Here is a 21,290-nt window from a genome sequence, read left to right as displayed (position 1 = left end):
ACGATAAACGGCCTATTCAAAGCTGAGGTCATTCATCGCCGTGGCCCCTGGCGCAGCTTTGAAGCCGTCGAATATGCCACCCTCGAATGGGTCGACTGGTTCAACAATCGCCGCCTGCTGGAACCTATCGGGAATATCCCGCCCGCTGAGGCAGAAGCAAACTTCTATGCTGCTATGGAAAGATCAGATATGGCCGCGTAACTAAGACAATTCAGCCTCCGGCAAACCCGGCGCGGTTCAGTACCATGGTCTGAACAGGTGATAAATTTACAGGGCGCAGTATGAAGCCCGGACAGCGCATTTGGAGGCGAGATATGTTGAGAATTTTGTTGGCCGCATTGATGTCGGTTGCTGCGAGTGCCGCCACCGCGGACGGTTCAGGAGAGGCAATTCTGACAATCGATGGGAGCAGCACGGAGCTTCAGGTCAATAGTTCGCAAAGCGATTGGACTGGGTCTCTTCAATATGCATCCGTCAGCATCTGGTTCGCTCCGAAAGGCGGCAACGGGTATAAAGACGTTGTTTCGCTCTCATTTGATGTTCAGGGGTCGGACGCAATCCTCGAAGAAATCCGGGCAGAGGTTGAGGGCGAAAAATTGTTTGGCAACGAGGACGGCGGTGTGCGCGTCGTCATTGAAGACATCTCTACGGATGGCGAAAGCTTGAAGTTAATAGGACGCGTCGAAGGTCGTGTCGGCCCCAGTGAGAACTACGGCAGAGATATTGATCTGAATGCTGCCATAGCCGTGTCAGGGACGTTCGATGTCCGACTTGAGCCATCCAACTAGGGTGAGGGCTCAGGTGCCGGGTTCGTCTCAGTCAAACCGTTTTTATCAAAGGGATTGATCCGCTAAAGCGATGCGTTCGGTTCTTATCCTGTCTGTCGTTTCGTTTCGTGCGGCCCTAGTCTGGGGCCGTTGGGCCCGTGCGTCGGTCTGTGGTCATCGCGGCTAAGGTACACTTCGCAAAACCGCGGCTTGGTGTCATCTGTTATTGTTCCTTTGCTGGGACTGGGCCGACCGACCAAAACACGCGGGGCCGGTCGCGCACAGGTCTCTTAGGGCAGAATTTGACCAGCTCCTGCTTGTCGGCTTCGGTATCCCGGCATCGATAGCACGCTGACCAACGGTCTTCGCCCTGTCGCCCACCGCTCGTGCCGTAGTCTCAGCCAGTTCATGATGGTCAGAGTCGGACTTGGAATTTTTGCGATTGTCGGTAACGCCGGTAACATCGTCCAACCATGAACCTCATGCCTCAGCGTCGACCGTGCGGATCAACGCGTTAATCTCTTCTGCGATCACCTCGGGAAAATCCTCCGGCGTGAAATGCTTGCCGCCTTCGATACGCCGCAACGGCGCTTTCAGGTCCGCAGCCAGCCGTTCGCTAAATTCAATCTTCTGGAAGTCGTCATCTGCCCCCCAAACGATCCGCGCTGGAATGCCGAGGTTCGGAAGCTGGCCGGCAATCGATTTGGTGTCATTGACATTCAGGGACTGGGCCTGACGCACGAAAGCCTCTGCGCCGCCGTTCTGGTCATAATGGGGCGCATGCGTAGTCAGGGCCGCGTCGGCTGCTGCATCGGTGACATGCCCCTTTGAGAACATCATTTTCAAGAGTTGGTGAAGCGATCCGTCTGGTGCATGTTTAAGGATGGACCCCGCCGCCGCGATCCCTTTGATCAGTGGCACGGGCCATGAATCATAGCAGATTGCGTTGGTAAGAAAGAGGCCGTTCACCATATCGGGATGGCGAACGGCCACCACCTGCACCACGCCGCCACCAAGATCGTGCCCGACGAGGATCGCGCGTTTGATCCCTTGGCTTTGCATCCAAGCAACGAGGTATTCAGCCTGCTTCGCGACGGATATATCCCGTGCCTCGCCCAACGGAATCGATGCAGCGTAGCCCGGCATTTCCCACGCTAAGACACGCCGCCCTTCAATTAAGGGCGCGACCTTACGCCAAAGCGCTGGCCCTGTCGGAATGCCATGAACCAGAATGACGGGGTCTCCTGTCCCGACCTCTTCCCAATGCATCTCCATTCCATCGACGTGTGCAGTATGACGTTTCATGGGCTTGCCTCTCTTTCTGTCGTTGTTTCGCCTCCCAACCCCGCGCGTGTCATGTTCGTTCCAAAGCCGCTCTCCGTCAAAAATGCGAAACCTCAGGCGCACCATGCAAACGCCCGCTAACGATCATCGAGACATGATCGGGAGGGTAAGGCATCCGGTGACCAACTGGGTTGAGGACAAAGAAGGCCGACCGCGACGTCGTGATCGGACGGGCTGGGTCAGTCAAGACGGGCGCGGCTTGTGATCGGCACCACGGCGCATAACGCCTAACCGGAGGTGGCGCTTCGCGGGTTTGGCGGTTGAGCTGTGCCCGGCGCGGGCCGGGTCCGAGATGGCGAAACACTGTTGATGCTCGACAAAACCGACGGCGCTGTCATGCAGGTGACTAGAGACGAGTAACGGCATGTCCGCTTCGCAGGGGGGCCGCTATTCCGACATAAAGTCGGTCAGCCGACAATTTGGAATGCGCGGCGACCGTGTTAAGTAGCTGTCAAATTGCTGCGAGTAGGAGATCAACAGTGCGAGGGCCAATATGACGCTGAGTGACAACGATGTGGAGCCGACCGCAACCTCTCGCGGCCTTCGAAGCGCACGCGAGCTTGAAGGCCATCTGCGGTGGTTGGATACATTCACGCCGGCGGCCCTCGGCGTGCTAGCGACGGCCTCGGGGATTTATACATATCTCGGGGTCAGTACGCTTCTCGAAGCGACGGGATCGATGAAGTTCTTCGCGGCTATTGCCTATTCGATCGCAGTTTCTGTCGGAATTTTCGTCTTCTGGTCCTATATGATGCGCCTGTTACCCGCGATGCGCACCGCGTCCGGTTTTCTGGGTCTGACATTGGCGATGTTTATGGGATCCTTGGCAATCATTGCCATGTCGTCTTGGCTGAATGCGGCGGCGTTGGCTGGCGGGGCTGCTGTGGAACAGCACCTCGCGAGTACCGTACAGGATTATCAGCGCAGCCTTGAGCGCGCCCATTTTGTTGCCGTTAGCGCCCAAGGACTGGAACGGGACGTTGCGCGCGCGCGACAAAGTTTCGAGGATCTGTCGGAGCAAGAACAATCCGGTAACCTGTCTGGCACTGCCGGGCAGGGGGCTGTTTTCCGGCTTCTTAATCAGAAGGCAGACGAGTTGCGCGCGCTTGAATTGCAGATCGCCGCCCAGAACGAGCCAATTGAGCGCGCCTTCAACGAGGGCAATGGTATTCTCAGCCGAATGCGGACGCTGATCGTCGATCCGGGGCCGGTGGATCAGCGGTCGGTTACATTTTCTGAAGAATCCGTACGGCTGGCGGGTGTGATCACGACGCTCCGGCAGTTACAGGTGGCCCAGCTTGTCGTTCGGGCCGCAGAAGATCTGAGTGCTTCGGTTGTTCTGCCTGAACTCGACGGTCGGACAGCGTCGATACGCGGTGATCAGCAGGCAACAATCGGTGCCTTCCTACAGGCGCTTAACAATCGCGCCACAACCTTGCGAGATGCCGCGGCAGAAGTCGCGGCAATGCCGCAGCCAGAAGAATCCACCTATACGCCGATATCAAGCGCAGACGCTGTGATCCGCTATGCGGGGAATTTTGTGCCCAGTTGGGCCGGTGCGATCGCCATCGACCTGCTGCCTGGTGTTCTTGTTTTCATTTTGGCGGTAACGCAGGCAGCGATCAGATCAGGACGGGAAGGAACGGCGGTTGAGGATACAATGACGGTTGCCGACCTGCGCCGCTCGATGGTGGCGTTCTCTGAGATCGAGGCGAGTATGGCCCATAAGTCAGGTAACGTGCCCAAGGCTGTCGAGAGCGGACAAGAGGGACCGACCGTCGTTAAGTCGAATCAGAGCGGCTGAGACCGCAATGGGTGTATTGAACCGGCTTCCGTCAGCGAAATCAGCGATCCGAGGCTGTATGGTCCTGCAGGTGGTCGTCGCTGCGCTGCTGTTCACGGATGATATCGCCAATGTTCTGATCTACGGCACAGACAGACAAGCCCCTGTGACCGGTCCGGTGTCGCCGGGCGACCAGCGGCGCGACTACCGGCCTCGCTACGCTCCGTTCGACCCCGACCGTCGTGGACCCGGAAACCGGACCCAGACATTGCCACGCCGGATGGAGTTCAGCCTTGCCGATGAAGAAAACCCTGTGATCATCGCGTCGGGGCAAATTGATGACGGAGCGGCCGACAGGTTCGTGCAGTTCCTCGCGGACCACCCCGAGGCGCCACAATTGATCGCGCTGAATAGCGGTGGCGGTGAGGTACGGGTGGCACTTGAATTGGGTCGACAGATTAGAGATGGTGGCTTCGCGACGACTGTAAAGTCACAGGCGTCTTGCCTATCCTCCTGCCCTTATCTCCTTGCAGGTGGGACGGATCGAACGGTTTCGCGCGAGGCTTGGGTCGGCGTTCATCAGCACTACTTTGATGAGAACGCGGTCATGCCACTGTTCATCGCCGTCAACGGGATACAACAGGGGCAGGCCGACACGCTTGTCTATCTTGATGCGATGGGCGTCGATCCGATGCTGACCGCCATTGCTATGCGTACCCCGCCTGAAGACATCTATATTCTGGTGGAAAAGGAATTGTTGGACTTTGCTCTTGCCACGGAAGTGGTTGACTGAGCAGCGCGTTTATTAGGGACCATAATCTGCCGGGTGACAGAGAAGACCATTGGCCCGTTGCCGGATCCATCAGGATTTGTCCCGGACCCATTGACCGGTGGCCTTCGAGATGGGCCCGAAAGCTATTCGAACAAGCAACTGAGGCGGAGGTTGCCGCGTCGAGTGCCTTATTCGGCACGGATAAACTCAGGAATGGCTGGGCCAAGTTGGTCCGACATGGACATCTGCCAGAGCGTGACATCCAGACCGGGATTGGTCCGGTGCCCAAAATCATCCAAGGGACTGAGGTCCGCGACGGACGCCGCCAATCGCAGACAGCTGCCTGATCAAGCGTCACCAGCTTTCGTCCATAACTCGGAAAACGCGAACGTCAGCACAACGAGGGCAATCGAAGCCGTGCGGATCAAATACCGGAACAACACTGTTTGGTGATTGGAACTGAACCACCCTTGATGAGGTTGTATTTTCGACTGGAAACTACACCCTAAGTGAGGTCACCCAATGGATCATTCCAAGCATACCCCTCTCCGCGCCGAAGAACTGAACACTGCAACCGCTCAAGGTGCTAATGTCTACGGTCCGGATGATAAAGATATCGGAAACGTGGCCCATCTCCACGGCACCGGCCAGACCGCAGAAGCGGTAATCGATGTAGGCGGCTTTCTTGGTATCGGCGCAAAGCCAGTGGCATTGCCAGTCTCAAGTCTGAACTTCATGCGTGATGAAAATGGCAAAGTTCATGCCACGACCGCAATGACGAAGGACCAGTTGAAAGAGCTTCCAGAGCATAAGCACTGAGAAGTTTTAAAAGCGTCAAAATTCCTCACATTTCAAGGAGAGCAACTTTGGGTTTCATCTGGACCATCTTGATCGGATTTGTCGCCGGAGTGATCGCGAAGTTCGTCACCCCCGGCGCTAACGAGCCATCCGGATTTATTTTGACCACTATCTTGGGCATCGTCGGTGCTTTCGTCGCCACGTGGCTCGGGCAAGCGTTGGGCTGGTATAGTGCAGAGGGCGGTGCGGGTCTGATTGGCGCCGTCATCGGCGCAGTCATCGTCCTGCTGATCTGGGGTGCGCTTCCTGGTCGCCGAAACTCCTAACGTCAATGTCATCAGGGGGGCCTTGAGCCTCTTAAAGAAAGGATATTTATCATGGCACGAGGCGGATTTCCCTCTATGACCGCCTTGCTCGGCCTTTTGGCCGTGGCAGGCTTTCAGAATTGGGACAAAATATCGGAAATTCTGGCAAACCGCGGCGGCTCTACAGGTGGTACGCCAGATAACATCACGGGCAGTTCCGCAGACCGCAGATCGGGGCAAAAGGCGGGGCTTGAGGGTCTTCTCGGCAATGTTTTTGGTAACGCCGGAAGCGATGGGTTTCTCAGAAGCGGGCTTTCAGAACTGTCCGATCGCTTTCGCCAGAATGGTCATGCCGAAACAGTGGACTCTTGGCTTGGGACTGGAACAAATAGGAATGTTGCACCTCGTGATCTTGAACAAGCTCTGGGCTCTGAAACCCTTGATGGGTTGACTGAACATACCGGTCTGTCGCGAGAAGAACTTCTATCACGCCTTTCCCGCGACCTGCCGGGTGCAGTGGATCAATACACGCCCGAAGGGCAGTTGCCCACGCAGACCGGGTGATGCGCATTTGCAGATGACTCAGGGGATGTGCCCTTGGTCCCGCGCGGGGGCTGCCCCGTCTCACATTAAAAAGATACCCACATTATTTGTGGAGCGATCTGGGGATAAGGTTGCTCTCGGCCAGTAAGTATTGGGTTAAATGGGGTCGTCTAAAAAACAGGCAGCTGATCCCAAGACAGCGCTGGCGGCTTAGGAAACGGTGCGGGCGGGCCTAACGGTTGCTGTGCATCGCGACGTCTTGGGCCATCGGAGGCGCTGATCTGCGCGGGAGCGCATCGGGTGGGCGAAATCCGGCCGGCGCAATTAAGGTGGGAACTGTCTTTGATCCTTCAGACCCGGTTTTGGATGCAGAGTTGCAGGTTGGCCCGCCGCAGGAAGGACACAACAAGCCCGTCCGCTTACCCTGACAACAAAAGGGGGCTTGAACGATGGCCTTCCTTTCCTTTCGTACATCTGGATCGATCTGTGCTGCGGCGGTAAAACCGCGACAGCGGCGCACGGGGGCTGGACTGTCTCGTCGGGGACGTGCCCCCCAAAAAAAACGCAGGCCTTTTTGCGGGACCAATCACCGTTTTGGATCAGTCGTCTAGCGCCGCTACAAAACTGCGCATTACAATGGCTGCGTTACTGGCCGCCAAGGACATGAAGGTTTTCATTTCATTGGGACTTTCTCCGCCGCCGGCAAGGTCCGACAGTGACCGGAACGCGATGTATGGTACCTTGTTGGCGAACGCGACCTGCGCGACCGCCGCACTTTCCATGTCTAAGACCTGCGCATCAAACGTGTTGAAGGCGTGCTTTCGCAACTCTGCGTTATCCACAAATAACGCGCTGGAAACGCCATTTCCGCCTACCACAATCGTTGGTGCGCGGCTCAGGCATGCGGCCTCTGCGTTGCAGTTGTCCAAGACGACTGTTGTTGAGATAGTATCGGCAACAGCAAGCAACGTTGGGTCTGCATCGAACCAAAAGCGCCCGTCCGGCTCAGTAAGACCATCGGCGAGAACGCCGTAAGGGATCGTGTAGAACATGCCAAAGTTTGCGAAATCTGATGACATCCAGACCGGCAAAGCATAGTTTTCGTCCTCGGCACGCGCGGCGGCGCCTTGCATGTACTGCCCCCAATGCGCCGACACGACCACGTCTCCGATCGTTAAGTCGGGGTTGACGCCTCCGGCAATGCCCGAAAAAATGATGCGTTTAATGGCGAAATGATCCAGCGCCAGTTGCGTGGTCATCGCCGCATTGACCATGCTTATGCCGGACAGGAACATCACCACGGGTTTGCCTTCAAATTGCCCGGTGGTGAAGGTGACCCCGTTAAGGCTGTAGGTAACTTGGTCGGTAAAGCCTTCTTGCAGCGCGACAATTTCCGGCGGAAAAGCTGACATGATCGCCGTTCGCGGTGTGTCGTCGAAATTTTGCGCAGAGGCGGCGGCGGGGGCCGCGAGTGCGATGAAAAGTTTGAATAGGCGCAGCATCGGATCTCCTATTAACCATCGATTAACATTCGGCTAGCGCCGTTGGCTCGTCAACGGAATTGAGACGGCGAGGCCCTCCTTTCGGTGGTGCAAAGAACAGGTTGTGATGTTGTCGGCGACCCCGGCAGAAACAAAATGCCATGGCGGGTATGGGTAAACTGACAATGGAGAACGTCCATGAAGGAAGTTAGCGCGATTGAGTTGGGCTTGGCGAAGCATGTTTCCAGGTGCATCTGAGCAGGCTGTCATGCCGCAGGCGTTTCCGAGCGTTTTTTTTTAGCGCGCACCCGCATTGTATTGTCGCGATGGCGGCTTGCTTCGGGGCTCATTTTTGGGCCCCGTGACGGGTAACTCGGGCGTCCGGGGAGACCCGTCAGGGTGGGTTCGGTGCAGCTATCCGCACTGCCGTTTCCGCAATCCGGATAGCCGGTATTTCGCCCTACCGTACGGAGCCGTAACCCCTTAGCTTTTTATAGGTCTGGCGGGGGGGGGCGATGCTCTGCTTTTCGATAGTACGGGTGATCAAGAGCAAGCACGTCAGGACAAACTCATTCCGCCGAAAATTCACCACACGCTATGCGGTCGCCCGACGCGCCAGAAGGTTGAGACGTGTAGTCATCCACGCCGGCGTGCAACACGAACGCTGATCCGTCATCATCCAGAATATCTCTGTCAATATCGAGCTGATCTGAAAAAATCTCCACTTGCGTGGCGCCTGCCTCTAATATGGTAATATTGGGCATGTCCCCTGGGTGCGGGCCTTCCGCGCTATCGACGCCATGCTGTGCGTCACCCGCAACGTGACCTCCGGCCGAGCTGAAATCCGAAGCCGAGCAGTCGCCGGTCTCATGGATATGCGCACCGTGTATGCCGGGCGGCAACTCGGTCAACGAAACGGTCAGCAACACTGTGCCAGACGGCGTGGTTTCGGCAGTGACTCCACCGACGATATTTCCGTCTGTATCGCGCACCTCGGCTCGCGCAAAATCTGCCGCCGAAAGCGGCATCGACCCAGTGATCGTCAAAGCGACAAGAGCCGCAAACATTTTCGAAAGTCGCATCATGCTTCTCCTTCAATTCGAGCCGGCGCTTGCTCGTATTCGCGTGAGCCGGGCCTGCGTTCGAATTTCGCAGTCTCGCCCCGGTGGCAGATAGCGCTGGGCCTGCGCCTTGTATTCGGCTTTGGATAACGCGGGGATGGTCACGTTCTTTTTTCCTATACCATGAAAACAAGCAAACCCGTCGTCCGTTCCCTATGAAGTTTCCCCTCGCTACATATGGTCCGTTACTTGAAGGTCTGCCGCGGGACCTCAACTTATCGGGATCGCCTAGCGTCAGGGCCTTTGCGTAACAGCGCGCCGGACTGAGTGGGATATGGGGTGGTAAGTTCCCCGGCCCCGTCCCGTGAAAATCCGAAGGCTTATCGCACGATCCTACCAACATACGTGGAGACTGTCAGTGCGTCGCGATACGGCTGCTGCCCAGCGTTACTTTAAGTGTGCGATAGGCGCGAACGGCATACCCGATCGCGTGATCATCGACAAAAGCAGCGACGACTTCGCAGGCTTGCAAAGGGTGAATGTGATCCTGAAGATCACCGGATCCGTCAAAACCATTGCCGTCCTAAAAGTTACTTCCATCAGTAATATTTGCAGCATGATCAGATACTTATCAAACGAATTAAGGTGCTCATGCATCGCTTGCAGCATAGTCAAGTACGGTTTCAAGCACGTCTTCGACGTCCCTGAAAGTTCGCGGCACGCCCGGAAATATACCTTAATAGAAAATAGCTCTTTGCCGTTACGTAAGCTTTTCTGTTAATCTCTTTAAGATAAGTCGGCTAAGCATCGGAGAGTTTCCCATGGCAATTTCGCCCGGTTCCCGCGCAATCCTTCTTGGTTTTGTCTTAAGCATCAGCTGGCTGCCGACGGCCCCGCAGCGCGCCACTGCACAGAGCAGCCTCGAACAGCAATTGTTGGGGCTGGGGGCGGCGGTGATCCTGAACCAGATAAACAAGCCACAACAGCAGCAGCAACAGCAGGTTCGGCCGCAGGGCCAGGGCCAACCCCAAAGGCAAGCGCCACGGGTGGATCCGGCGCGACAGGCGGCGATGGAGTTGCAGAGCACGCTCAACACGCTTGGCTTCGACGCGGGGCCGGTGGACGGGATGCCGGGGGCACGGACGCGAGCGGCGATCCAAGCCTATCAGGTCAGTCGCGGGTTTTCCCCGACGGGCAACCTGACGCCAATGCAACGACTGGCGATGAGTACCGATATGCGCGCCAATGCCAGCGGTGGCGTGGAGACGGCAGAACTGCGCCGGACCGAGGTGTACGAAGCGCAAGCCTATCTGCAAGAGCTGGGCTATAATCCCGGGAACCCGGATGGGGCCTGGGGGCCACAATCGCAGGCAGCTCTGGACGCGTTCCGGCGTGATGCGGGGCTCTCGGCGTATAACACCCCGCTGGCCCCTAGCGATGAGGCGGCGCTCTATACGCGGGTGCATGGCGTGCCGCCGAATGCGCGGTCGGGCATGGCGCGGGTTCAGACCGCGCAGGCGATGGCCCCAAGCGGAGCGTTGCAGGCCGGGCCAAGCTTTGACTGCAACAAGGCGGGCACGGCAACCGAATGGGCGATCTGCGGCAACACCCGGCTGGCGTCGTTGGACCTACAACTCGCCCAAGCGTGGTCGGTGGCGACCGCTGGGGCCGGGGGAACTGCTGCCTTGCTGCCGCGTCATCAGGCCTGGATGGCGCAACGCAATGCCTGTGGTGCCGATGCCGGCTGCATCGATGCGCAGATGACGCGGCGGATCACCGAGCTGACTGGAATGGCACCGGTGCCGGCGGGTGACTTCACGGGAGGCGGGGGCGGCTTTGCTGCCGCGGGACCGGGTGACGGCAGCGGGTTTGGCAACGGGACCGATGCCGGATCGTCGGGTGGCTTTGCCGTCGCGAGCTTTGGCGCAAACGGGGTCAGCCTACCGGGTGCTGATGCGGGTGCCGCAGGGCCGGGGGGGGCAGCAGTCGACTTTCCGGAGATTGGTCGCGGCGACTGGATGCACATGGCGAACAACCGTTTTCTCGTGGCACCAGACGACATGCCGCGCCAGCTGATGCTGGCCGAACTCAAGCTCGATCCCGAGATCCTGTCGGACGACACCATGGTGCGGCAGTCGCTGACCGCTGACCGCGCCCTGCAGACGGGCGAAACGATTAACATCGTCAACCGCAACCTGTCCCAGCTGAACCCGCTGGAATTGCAGGACGCCATTGCCGCGCAGCGCCAGCGTTTGCTGGAAGAAGCGCAGCGCGTACCGATGCCCTCTGCGGAGCAGCCTTTACCCTTGGCCGTCTACTTAGGCGCGATTGGCGCCAATAGGTATGGTCGGCTTGAATACGTGGACGGACAGGGCATCCGCTTGCGACCGACGCCGGACTTCGCCGAAGCGATCCCGTCAGCGCGGGGCTATGGCCGCGGTTTTGTGGTCAGCGGTGTGCTGCCCGGCACCGACATGCTGCCGATGAGCCGCGACGAAGCGAGCACCTTTCTGAACCAACACGAGGCGATGACGGCCGATCGCAAACGACTGACGCAGGTCGTCTGGGGCAGGGTGACACGGCTGGGAATTGACGAGTCCATTGCCGAATTCGCGAACACCAACGTCTCTGGCAGTGCGGGCATGTATGGGGGACACCGTCCGACGACCTTTGTGCCGATGCGGGTGACATTGCATTATCTCGATCAGAGCGACGGGCCCGGAGTGGTTGGGGCGCAAACACCGGTGCTTTATGAGTGGCCGCTGGATACTGCCCCGGTGCCGGTTGCTGGCGGGCGTGAGGCACTGGTGGTGGCGCGCGAACTGGGGCTGCCGATCCAGGATGGCCATGTGCTGGCGGCCAGTCAGACCCACGACAGCCAGGCCGGATGGGCAACCTTTGGCAATCTGGCCTGGATAGGGGCCAATCCCGACGTGGCGCGCGAAGGCGACAACTTTGCCGCCGTGGCATCATCGTTGCTACCGGACATGCAAAAGCGTGCCTTTTTCGGAGAACAACAGCCGGGCGGTCCCTCTGATCTGGCTGCGCTCTATGACCCTGAGCGCCCACAGAATCTGGCGGGTATTGCCGTTAACGCCTTTCGTGACGAATTTCTGCGAGAAGACGCAAAGCGGGCGTTCTTGGCCAACTATTATGACGGCATACTCGCCCGGGCCCCGCAATGGCCACTGCCGATGTTGCACAAGGTCCAGTTGCGCCTGAGCGAATATGATTTCGACGCGGGCGCCTTTCCGATCCAAAATCTGGAGAACGTCAGTTTCCGGGTGGCGTCGACCCAGCAGCCGCAAGTGGCAGAACGGAGCCGACAGGGGCTCTATTCCGTGGACCGGTTCGGCAATCTTCCCACCAGCCTGCCGATGCCGTCGGATCAGGCGCGGCGACTGCGCGATGCATTGCGGGCCGCCAATCCGTATGGCGACTCGCAGATCACGCTGGCGTGGTGGTCGGACCTAGACTGGAGCAGTGACGCAACCGAGATCGAGAACCTGTTCTCGCCGCGGTATCCGCTGCGGGTTAACGAGCCGCGTCCGGGCCGCGCGACGCTGAAACGGGTGGCTCTGTTCCTCGATCCGGGGCTGAGCCAGCCGCTGATGGAAATCGACCCCAAGGCGGTGCTGATCCCGAACCCCGAGATCATTGGGCCGGACTCAACCACCTCCAGCGCATTGGCCAGAATTGCCCAGGCCGAACGCGTTAGCGGGCCGCGTCTGCTGGCCGCGGTGGCCCGTAATCTTGGCGGCGACGACGCGGTCTGGGAACGGCTGGCCCGCACCCAGACCGCGGTCCAACAGGCCAACGAGTTCGACCGCCCCGGCGCAGTGCGGGACACTGTGGCCAGCCTGAAGGAGCAACCCGAGGGGGCGGTGTGGATTGAGGGCACGGCATCACTTACCGAATATGACCTGAACGCCGGGACCTTTGGCTTTAGGCAAGGGGGGGGCTATGTGCGGTTCAATCTGCGAGGCGACACCGGCCGCACCAGTATCACGCCGACGCTGATCGGGGAAAACCCGTTCCAAAGCCTGCCGGTCGCGCCGGATCTGTCCCGCGCAATTGTCGAATCCGCCGATCCTGGAAAACGTCAGATCGGGTTCCTGATGCGGGCCACGCCCAAGGGTGTCACCGACGAGAGCCACCCTAGACAGGCGGACGAGCAGCCCAGATTCGAGCTGATCCTGCAACCCGAGGAAGTGCTGTTCTGGCACGCCGACGATTATGGCAAACCGAACACTGTACTGGCGACGATGTCCTATGAGGACAACAATGCCGCCCACGCTGACCGTCTGGCCGCCCGCTATGAACCCTCTAAATTCTCGGCCCTTGGCGAGGCGCGCCCATTGCTGGATCCGCATGTGTTCGATCTGCTTCTGGTGCGCAGCTTTGGTCAGGTGCCGGAGGGGGAGGCAGGTGATGAGATGATGTTGTCAGCGTGGCAAAACGAGCGCAGCGCAGGGCCGTTGCCCGGTCCTCGTTTTTTCGAAGCTGACACTGACCGACCACAAGGCCCGGAGGCGGAGCTGATGCGGCCGTCCTTTGCCAGCTACATGCAGGCCAAGGCGCAGGCGCTTGGCGATCAGTTTGCGGTGGACATCCATCGCGGGCGCAACCAGCAGGTGTGTGGGGAGGCGATGGAGGCTGGCGCGATCTACGGCGGGGACCGGAACTTGTTTCAAGCCCTGCCGCAACTGCGCGAGGATGCCAATGATTTGGGCCGTCTGTTGCGCGACACCGGGGGCGCCTTCGACCTGCCACGCCGATATGCGCTTATCCAGCAACGGCTAAGCGCGCGCTATTCCAATTGCGAGCTTTGGTACGGAATGGTGGTGCTGGAAGGGGCTGTGCATGAGGGTCAATCCGCTGGAAGCGCACCGGTCGCACGTGTCGAATTCACACTGGAGGAGGTCAGCCAATTCGCCGGTTCCCACCCGCTGCCTGACGTCTTGCTGCGGGGCAAGGCCGAAACCACCCGGTTGCTGAGCGCAGACGGCACCGCTGGAGAGGCGATCATGGCTGCCTTGCCTATAGAAAAGGCGGACCCCGAGCCAGCGGCAGATCCGCAGCCGGACCCCGTCGCGCAGACGGCATCGATCCCATCCGCGCCGCGGGCACCAAAGGCGGCGGAGGCCGAAGAATTAACCTGGCCAGAGATTGCCGAGTTTGAAATAGGACCGGCCGAAATCGACGTACTTGGTCTGCGCACGGGCCAGAGCATGGAAGAGGCCGCCCGCATTCTTCTGCAGCGCGGTGGCGTGGTGGCAGCCTTTGAGACCCCGCCGGATGTGGCCGATGACACAGGCTCGCCTGCGATGGCATACCGGCGCGTCTACATCACCCGCGATGGCAACGAGGCGATCAGCCTCGGCTCTTATGCGCCGGACGGGCCAGTGGTGGCGCTGATGCGCCGCATGGTCTTGCAAGAGGGCACGCTGCCCTACGACCAGATCGCTGAAGCGCTGGATCAGAAATACGGCGCTCCGGATACCAATGGCTCCGAGATCGGGATGCATGGCCTGTCGGCCTGGCTGGGCGGCGCTACCGGGCCGGGGTCAGAGGTCTGCGGCGCGATCCCTTATTCCGGGCAGGGCTTGCGTGGCTGGACACGTCTGGAGGGCATCGGCACGCCGGACTGGACAGAATTGCGCGCCAGTCGCGGCGCGTGGGCGTTGGGGCTGCCCCATTATCCGCCGGATATGCTGGAATACACCACCGCCTGCGGCGTGGTTCTGACCTATATGGAGGAACGCGCCGAGCAATGGGGCGGGACCTCTGGCTTCAGTGTGATGATGGTCGATTTCGACGCCTTGCGCCGTGCGGAGGCCGCGTTGCACACGCCTGAGGTGCCGCTGGAAATGGACATCGAATTCTGAGGCAAAGCCGCGCGGCCAAAGGGTATCGTCGCGGTTCTTGGCTGGGAGCCGCGACGGCCGCGCTATAGGGGAGCTGTCCCATCGGTTCATCAAACGGATCACCGGCGCCATGGAAGGGTTCAAGGCGTTCCATTCCGCGGTCGACACGATCGTTGGGATCGAGGCGGCCCACATGATCCGGAATGGACAATTCGGCTCCACGGCCTCACCCCGCGCAGCAGTTTGCGGCGCTCGCAGCGAAAGTGTGTCCGGTGAGTAGTCGCCACCGGGATGACTGAAAGCTTGCGAAACAACCCCTTCGGTCGCAGCGCCGTTATCGCCCCAAATATGTAGGATCGGCGTGTTCTTTCCGGAACCATGTGTGGCGATCCCCTCGACCATGCAGCCGACCTGATGAGCGTCCACACGTTCGGTGAAGCCGGCATAGGCCTTCATCAGGCAGCGCTGGAACGGCTTCTTCGTTTCGGGAGCGGGTCCTCCCAAGACGCTAAGTTGCCGAGGTCAGTTCCGCGCAGCTGTGCTGAACCGGATTACGGGGCTTGGCGTACCCATAATCATGGTCGTAAAAATAAGTGTGTCCCGGAAAAGGGGCGATGCGGCTACACCCCGTTGGCACAACAGCGCCCAGCGGCCCCCTAAATGTCGTGCGTTTCAATGTCATCCGGTACTGCGGCCGGTGTTGGCCGGTTGTCTTCTAGGATTGATCGGCAATTCACGCGGGTGGGATCTTTCCTAGAGCGACATCAAGGCGAGCGGCGTTGCAAAAGCAGCGCTGCGCGTATTCCAGTTTACGAAAGGCGCCCATGTCATAGGCGACCGCTATCTCGCAGGCCTCGCGGGTGGCGCCTGCGACCTGAAAGGCGGGTGTGTTCAAGCCATCGGACTGAAATTGCTGAAAATACGTCGTCGCATTAATCAGACGGGTTTGCAGATCATCCTGCAATTCATTTCCGATCGAACTTTGCGAAAGGGGAACGGTCCGGTAACTGTTGCAGGCGGTCATCATCTGTTCGAGCGTGACATTGACCCTGCGGTTGCGGCGCTCAGGAGTGGAGACAGTCACCAGCAGGTCAGTCTCGCCCCGACTTTCAACAAGTCCGACACGGTCGACAGGCACGCCCTGTGCCGTCAGCGCAGTCGCCACCGCGTTTGCGCGCCGCTGGCCGAGCCCGAGGTTGTAGCCGGAATTTCCTACAGCGTCGGTATAGCCGACCACCACGGTCGGCTTGTAGCTATCGATCGTTTTCAATTTGTCCGCAATCTTCGCGATTTCCGCCCTAGCAGTGTCATCAAGTTCGGCGGAGTCGAAGGCGAAATTGACGGTCCCGATCGTTTGCGCCGCTGCGGGCACCGAAAAGCCGGACAGAAGACATAGGACGGCAAGTGCGCGGAGAATATTTGCGATGGACATGTGTTCGAATCAAAGCCCTGTTTGATGCAATAGTGTCGTGGAAAAACAACCACTCACTTAAAATTGTAACCTTCGTTTGACCCTTTGGCGAGAGTCGCACTAAAGGTTAAGGCGAACTGGTCTTCGAGTACAACAAGGAACACCATGAGACTTCGTTACGCTCTTTCAGGTCTGGGTCTTGTTGCCGGAATTTGCCTGTCGCCGTTGCAGGCGTCAGCGCTTACACTGGAAGACGCCATTCGCACCGTTTTGGAAACAAATCCAGAGATCGGCGCTGCAGAAGCCAACAAGCAGGCGACCGAGTTCGAGCTTGATCAAGCCCGATCGTTCCGCATGCCAAAGTTTGAATTGGAGGCCTGGGCTGGGTCGAGTTTTGATGACGGGACCCGGTCTACGGATGCGTCCTCTGCCAGTAATCCGATAGAAGGGTATCGGGTGACAGGGCGCGTCTCGCAGGTTCTGTATGATGGGTTCCGGATTCGTTCCGAGATCGAGCGTCAGGCCTATCGGGTCGATGCGGCTGCTTTGCGGGTGCTGGAGCGGTCCGAGTTCCTATCGCTTGAGGCGATCCGCCTATATGCCGATGTCTTGCGATCGCAATCCATGTTGAATCTTGCGCGACAGAATTTGGATTATCACTTGGATGTTTTCGCCCGGCTCGACAACGCGTTTGGCAGCGGTGCAATCCCGGTGGGCGACGTGCAACAGGCCCGTGAACGGGTGCTGTTCGCCGAGGATACGATGATTAATTTTGAACTCGAAGCCCAAGGCATCGAGAACGAATTCCTGCAAGTGGTCAGCATCGAACCCAAAGCGCTTGGCACTGTGCCAAGCATCTCTTCTCAGGTGCATGGATCGGTCGAACAGGCGCTGTCGGTCGCGCGCCGACAAAACCCGACGATCCGGTTTTCGCAGGCAGATGTCGGATCGGCCGAGGCACGCTGGCGCGTGGCAGACGCGAACCGTGCCCCAACCGTGCATCTGGAGGCGGAAGTCTCTGCTGGCGAGGACGTCGGCGGGTTCGAGGGCCAACTGGCAGATGCCGAGGTTGGCGTCGTGCTGCGGTATGAATTGCAAGGGGATCGGAAACGCGCGCAACGGCAAGAACAGATCCGGCGCATCAGCGAAAGCCGGTCAACGTTGCTGCATCAGACCCGCTTGGTCGAGCGCGAGGTGCGCGACACGTGGGATGATTGGCAGGCTGCACAACGCCGTGTGGGCACCCTGACCCGACAAGCGGACTTGTCGCTGCAGCTGCGCGAGACATACGAAGAGGAATATACCGTTGGATCACGGTCGCTGCTGGACATTTTGAATACCCAAAATTCCTTGTTTCAGTCGCAGGTCAATCTGGTCAATGCCCGGTCGCTGGAAATCTATATCCGCTATCGCCTTCTTGCCGCGACCGGGACTTTGCTGAAAACGATGGGTATTCAGCCCCCAGAGGATGCAACGGACTATGCCCGCCAATTCCAGAACGCCCCTGATGTGGGTTCGGTGGGGGAACCCAAACGGTTTGACGCCCGGTCTTTTACCGATTGGCGACGTTCGGTAGAAAATTAAGACTTTCCGGGTGCGCCTAGCCCGCAGCAGGAGACTGACGTGAGCGAGGGAAACGCCGCTGATGCGGTGAAGCGCAAGATCGAACTGAAGCGGGTCGGATCGAAGAAAGCCAAGGCCGACTGGAATTTTGATCCCGGTTTGACGGATCCGCTTGTGCTGTCCATGGTGGCGGCGATGCGTGAATTGGGCCGCGATATCGCCCCGGTGTCTTTGATCGCCGGTATTGCATTGGGAAACGATGGACGTCTTACTCCGCAGCTTGCGCTGCAAGCGGCCGAACTACAGGGGTTTCGAGCCAAGTTAACATCGCGCCGCGGATTGCGGGACCTTCCGGCGACGGTCCTTCCCGCGATTTTGTTCCTGAACGGGCGCGACGCGTGTGTTTTGCTTCAGATGTCAGAGGACACGGCCCGTGTTATCTGGCCGTCGCGGTCGAATGATCCGATCACGCTATCCCGTGCCGCGTTGGAAGAGGCGTATCAGGGCCATGTGCTGCTTTTGCGCCCTGAAGACGCGCAGGTCATCCGCGACGACACTGCGCCGCGCACGGGGCGTCACTGGTACTGGAGCGTCGCGGCGCGGTTCTGGCCGGAATACACCCAAGTGATTGTGGCGTCGGCGGTTGTGAATCTGCTGGCCCTTGCGACTCCGATCTTCACCATGACGGTTTATGATCGCGTGTTTCCGAATGCGGCGTTGATCACGCTGTGGTCGCTGGTCGTTGGTGTCGTGATCGCAATGGTTTTCGACAATATCTTGAAATGGGTTCGGTCCGCGGTGGTGGACCGTGTCGGACGACAGGTCGACCACGCCGTTTCGTCCACGATCTTCCGCCATGTGGCCAATCTGAAGCTGGACAGCCAAACCCTGTCCAGTGGGGTGCTGATGAATACCCTCAAGGACTACGAACAGGTTCGAGATTTCTTTTCATCGCAGACTTTGGCGACCCTGACGGATCTGTGCTTTGCGGTGCTGTTCATCGCCGTGATCTATTACCTTGGTGGCCCGCTCGCCTTGCCACCAGCTTTGGCGTTGGCCGTCGTGGTCGTGCTGGGCTGCTCAATCCTGTGGCCGCTGCGCACCGCGTCGAATGCCTCGCGTCAGGCGCAGGGCAGCAAAAATGCTGTGGCGGTGGAGGCGGTGACCGAACTGGAAACGCTCAAGGCGGTTTCGGGGCAGGGGCGGATGCAGGCCAGATGGGAAAGTCAGGTGGCCGAAAGCGCACGTGCGCAGGAGCGCAGCAAGGGATTGGCGACCTACGCCACGACGGTGACCGCGTTGATGCAGCAATTGTCGTCGGTGGGGATCGTGGTCATCGGTTTCTACCTCGCGTTGGAGGGACGGATCACAATGGGGGCGGTCATTGCGGCGATGATCTTGTCCGGCCGCGCCTTGGCACCGACCGCCATGCTGGCCAACCTTTTTGTTCGGGCAAGCTTTGCAATCTCGACCATGCGCAGTCTGAACCAAATTATGTCGATGCCATCTGATGCCACCGGGCAGGGGACAGGCATCAACGCTCCGCTCGATCAGGGGCGTTTCGAATTGTCCAACGTCTCACTGAGCTATCCGCAGGCGCAGGTTCCGGCGTTGCGGGATGTGTCGATATCGATCGCGGCGGGGGAACGGGTCGGGCTGATCGGCTCGGTTGGGGCTGGCAAGACAAGCCTCGTTCGGATCATGGCGGGGCTTTATGCCCCGACCGAGGGCAGCGTGCTGCTGGATGGGCTAAATCTGAACCAGCTTGAAACCGCGCGCGTGCGCGGGGCGGTGCAATTGGTGCCACAAGAGGCGGTTCTGTTCTCGGGCACGTTGGCCGAGAATATTGCCTTTGGTACGCCCCATGCGCGGGGCGAGGATATTCTGCGCACAGCGCGTATCGCCGGTGTTGACCGGATCGCCGCACGCCATCCGGCTGGGTTCGCCATGCCAATCACCGAACGGGGGCGCAATCTGTCCGGTGGTCAGCGGCAGATGGTGGCGCTTGCGCGAGCCTTGTTGCCGCGTCCGCGTGTGCTGATCCTTGATGAACCGACCAGCGCGATGGACACGCAGAGCGAGGCCGAGTTCATTCGCCGGCTCGCGGCAGCCCTGCAAGAGCGCCCGATGACCCTGATCGTGTCGACGCACCGCATGGGCCTGCTGCAACTGGTTGATCGCCTGATCCTGCTGGATGGCGGCAAGGTCCTGCGCGATGGCGACAAGTCAGCAGTGCTTGGGTCGTTGCGCCCGTCGGCAGAGGGCGCCAGAAAATGAGTTCAGACAACTGGGACCTACGCGATTTCACGGATGGGGCGGGGAACGCCCGGATGGGACGCAGTTCGCGCGTGGTGACGCTGATGTTGGTCGTGCTGGTGACGCTGGTGACCAGTGGGTTGGTCTGGGCCAGCTGGGCACGGATCGAACAAGTTACGCGCGGCGACGGTCGGGTGGTGCCGTCAGGCCGCGCCCGTACCGTGGAAAGCCTCGAAGGCGGGGTCGTGCGTGGGATTGAGGTGCGCGAAGGGGACACGGTGCAAGCCGGTCAAGTGTTGGTGCGGATCAGTGATGTGGGGTCGGCTGCCAATTTAGGTGAATTGCGGGCGCAACAACGGGCGTTGGAAGCCCGCAACCAACGGTTAGAGGCCGAGGCGCGCGGGGATGAGGTGCTGGATTTTGCGGATATCGACGGGGGGAATGACACGGCGCAGGCGCTGCGAGAGGTCGCGGTGTTTCAATCGCGGTTGGCGTCCTATCTGGCTCAGCGCAACGTGCTGAATGCACAGCTGTCGCAACGCCGCGAAGAGATTGCCGAGTTGCAGGCCGCGGTTCCGCAGGTCGAGGAAACGATGGCTCTTTTGAAAGAAGAGATCGACCTGCGCGCGAGCAGTGGTGTGGTCTCGCGGGCGCAGATCCTGCCGTTGGAGCGCGAGCGGGCAATCAAACGACAAGAACAGGGCGCGCTGGTCAGTAAGTTGGCTCAGGCCCGCTCTGCCGAAGCCGAGGCCGAGGCACGGTTGATTGAACTGGCGTTGAACCGCCGTGCCGAAATCAGCGCCGAGCGCTCCGATACGCTAAACCAAAAAGCCATCATCGACGAATCTATGAAGCGGGCCAGCGACATCGTCGCGCGGGCCAGCCTGCGCGCGCCGGTCGATGGAATCGTGTCGGTTCTGAACGTGAATACCATCGGCTCTGTGATCCAGCCGGGGGAAGAAGTGCTGCGCATCGTGCCCGATGATGATCAGCTCCAGGTCGAGGCCCGGATCGCGCCCAAGGACATCGCTTTTATCCGTCCGGAACTGCCCGCCAAGGTCAAGATCACGGCCTTTGATTTCACCATCTACGGCTCCCTCCCCGGTCATGTTCTGCGCGTCGGCGCCGATGCCGAGCAGGACGAGACCACGGGTGATGTGTATTTCCCGGTGATCGTGGAGACGCAGAGCGACACGTTGGAACATGAGGGACGCAGCTTTCACATACGCCCCGGTATGGTCGTGTCCATCGACATCATGACCGGCGAACAGACGGTGCTGGACTATCTGCTGAAACCGTTCCGCAAGGCCCGTCTTGAGGCCTTGCGCGAACGGTGACG

15 protein-coding genes and 1 pseudogene are annotated in these 21,290 nt (G+C 59.5%); 12 read left to right on the top strand and 4 right to left on the bottom strand.

Going from position 1 to position 21,290, the window contains the following annotated elements:
- Together BV911_RS15050 and BV911_RS15045 are read left to right on the top strand one after the other, a co-directional pair.
- Nucleotides 1-201 (top strand): IS3 family transposase (locus tag BV911_RS15050; protein WP_139840022.1); only part of this gene is annotated, 201 nt, incomplete at its 5' end.
- 113 nt (nucleotides 202-314) lie between these two features.
- Nucleotides 315-788 carry a hypothetical protein gene (locus BV911_RS15045; protein ID WP_139840104.1) on the top strand — a complete coding sequence of 158 codons (474 nt, stop codon included), beginning with the start codon at nucleotides 315-317 and terminating at the stop codon, nucleotides 786-788.
- A 459-nt stretch (nucleotides 789-1,247) separates the two neighbouring features.
- On the opposite strand, the gene BV911_RS15040 is transcribed toward BV911_RS15045, so the two are convergent.
- Nucleotides 1,248-2,072: an alpha/beta fold hydrolase gene (locus tag BV911_RS15040; protein WP_086054443.1), complete on the bottom strand. Its 825-nt coding sequence runs from the start codon at nucleotides 2,070-2,072 to the stop codon at nucleotides 1,248-1,250.
- A 532-nt stretch (nucleotides 2,073-2,604) separates the two neighbouring features.
- Here BV911_RS15040 and BV911_RS15035 point away from each other — a divergent pair.
- From BV911_RS15035 to BV911_RS15015, 5 genes are all read left to right on the top strand, one after another.
- On the top strand, nucleotides 2,605-3,915 hold the full coding sequence (locus tag BV911_RS15035) for a hypothetical protein (RefSeq protein ID WP_240512268.1): 1,311 nt from the start codon (nucleotides 2,605-2,607) through the stop codon (nucleotides 3,913-3,915).
- A gap of 7 nt (nucleotides 3,916-3,922) precedes the next feature.
- Nucleotides 3,923-4,687: a hypothetical protein gene (locus tag BV911_RS15030; protein WP_139840103.1), complete on the top strand. Its 765-nt coding sequence runs from the start codon at nucleotides 3,923-3,925 to the stop codon at nucleotides 4,685-4,687.
- Between the two features lie 501 nt (nucleotides 4,688-5,188).
- Nucleotides 5,189-5,485, top strand: a complete 297-nt coding sequence (locus BV911_RS15025) for a PRC-barrel domain-containing protein (RefSeq protein ID WP_086054441.1) — start codon at nucleotides 5,189-5,191, stop codon at nucleotides 5,483-5,485.
- A gap of 47 nt (nucleotides 5,486-5,532) precedes the next feature.
- The gene (locus BV911_RS15020; protein ID WP_086054440.1) at nucleotides 5,533-5,790 is read left to right on the top strand and encodes a GlsB/YeaQ/YmgE family stress response membrane protein; all 258 of its coding nucleotides are present in this window, start codon (nucleotides 5,533-5,535) and stop codon (nucleotides 5,788-5,790) included.
- Nucleotides 5,791-5,841: 51 nt separating this feature from the next.
- Nucleotides 5,842-6,333 carry a YidB family protein gene (locus BV911_RS15015; RefSeq protein ID WP_086054439.1) on the top strand — a complete coding sequence of 164 codons (492 nt, stop codon included), beginning with the start codon at nucleotides 5,842-5,844 and terminating at the stop codon, nucleotides 6,331-6,333.
- A gap of 578 nt (nucleotides 6,334-6,911) precedes the next feature.
- Here BV911_RS15015 and BV911_RS15010 read toward each other — a convergent pair.
- Both BV911_RS15010 and BV911_RS15005 read right to left on the bottom strand, forming a co-directional pair.
- Nucleotides 6,912-7,814 carry a 5'-methylthioadenosine/S-adenosylhomocysteine nucleosidase gene (locus BV911_RS15010; RefSeq protein ID WP_086054438.1) on the bottom strand — a complete coding sequence of 301 codons (903 nt, stop codon included), beginning with the start codon at nucleotides 7,812-7,814 and terminating at the stop codon, nucleotides 6,912-6,914.
- Between the two features lie 548 nt (nucleotides 7,815-8,362).
- The gene (locus BV911_RS15005) at nucleotides 8,363-8,878 is read right to left on the bottom strand and encodes a superoxide dismutase family protein (RefSeq protein WP_240512267.1); all 516 of its coding nucleotides are present in this window, start codon (nucleotides 8,876-8,878) and stop codon (nucleotides 8,363-8,365) included.
- A gap of 797 nt (nucleotides 8,879-9,675) precedes the next feature.
- Here BV911_RS15005 and BV911_RS14995 point away from each other — a divergent pair.
- Nucleotides 9,676-14,742 carry a peptidoglycan-binding protein gene (locus tag BV911_RS14995; protein ID WP_086054435.1) on the top strand — a complete coding sequence of 1,689 codons (5,067 nt, stop codon included), beginning with the start codon at nucleotides 9,676-9,678 and terminating at the stop codon, nucleotides 14,740-14,742.
- A gap of 70 nt (nucleotides 14,743-14,812) precedes the next feature.
- Nucleotides 14,813-15,001 (top strand): annotated as a pseudogene (locus BV911_RS14990) (hypothetical protein); the annotation flags it as partial.
- A gap of 453 nt (nucleotides 15,002-15,454) precedes the next feature.
- Here BV911_RS14990 and BV911_RS14985 read toward each other — a convergent pair.
- Nucleotides 15,455-16,153: an OmpA family protein gene (locus BV911_RS14985; protein WP_086054434.1), complete on the bottom strand. Its 699-nt coding sequence runs from the start codon at nucleotides 16,151-16,153 to the stop codon at nucleotides 15,455-15,457.
- Between the two features lie 144 nt (nucleotides 16,154-16,297).
- Between BV911_RS14985 and BV911_RS14980 the strand changes: the two genes are divergently transcribed.
- From BV911_RS14980 to BV911_RS14970, 3 genes are read left to right on the top strand one after another with little or no spacing between them, the layout of a single operon-like run.
- Nucleotides 16,298-17,716 carry a TolC family protein gene (locus BV911_RS14980; protein WP_086054433.1) on the top strand — a complete coding sequence of 473 codons (1,419 nt, stop codon included), beginning with the start codon at nucleotides 16,298-16,300 and terminating at the stop codon, nucleotides 17,714-17,716.
- A 39-nt stretch (nucleotides 17,717-17,755) separates the two neighbouring features.
- Entirely contained in the window at nucleotides 17,756-19,972 is a 2,217-nt protein-coding gene (locus BV911_RS14975) for a type I secretion system permease/ATPase (protein ID WP_240512266.1), read from the top strand.
- A complete protein-coding gene (locus tag BV911_RS14970; RefSeq protein ID WP_086054432.1) occupies nucleotides 19,969-21,288 on the top strand; it encodes an HlyD family type I secretion periplasmic adaptor subunit in 1,320 nt (439 codons plus the stop codon). Before BV911_RS14975 ends, BV911_RS14970 begins: the two co-directional genes overlap by 4 nt.
- The last annotated feature ends 2 nt before the right edge of the window (nucleotides 21,289-21,290 follow it).

The sequence above is a fragment of the Pseudoruegeria sp. SK021 genome, from assembly GCF_002119405.1.
Classification (GTDB): Bacteria; Pseudomonadota; Alphaproteobacteria; order Rhodobacterales; family Rhodobacteraceae; genus Meridianimarinicoccus.
Note: the sequence above shows the minus strand (reverse complement) of the source record. Positions and strands in the feature narration are given on the sequence as shown.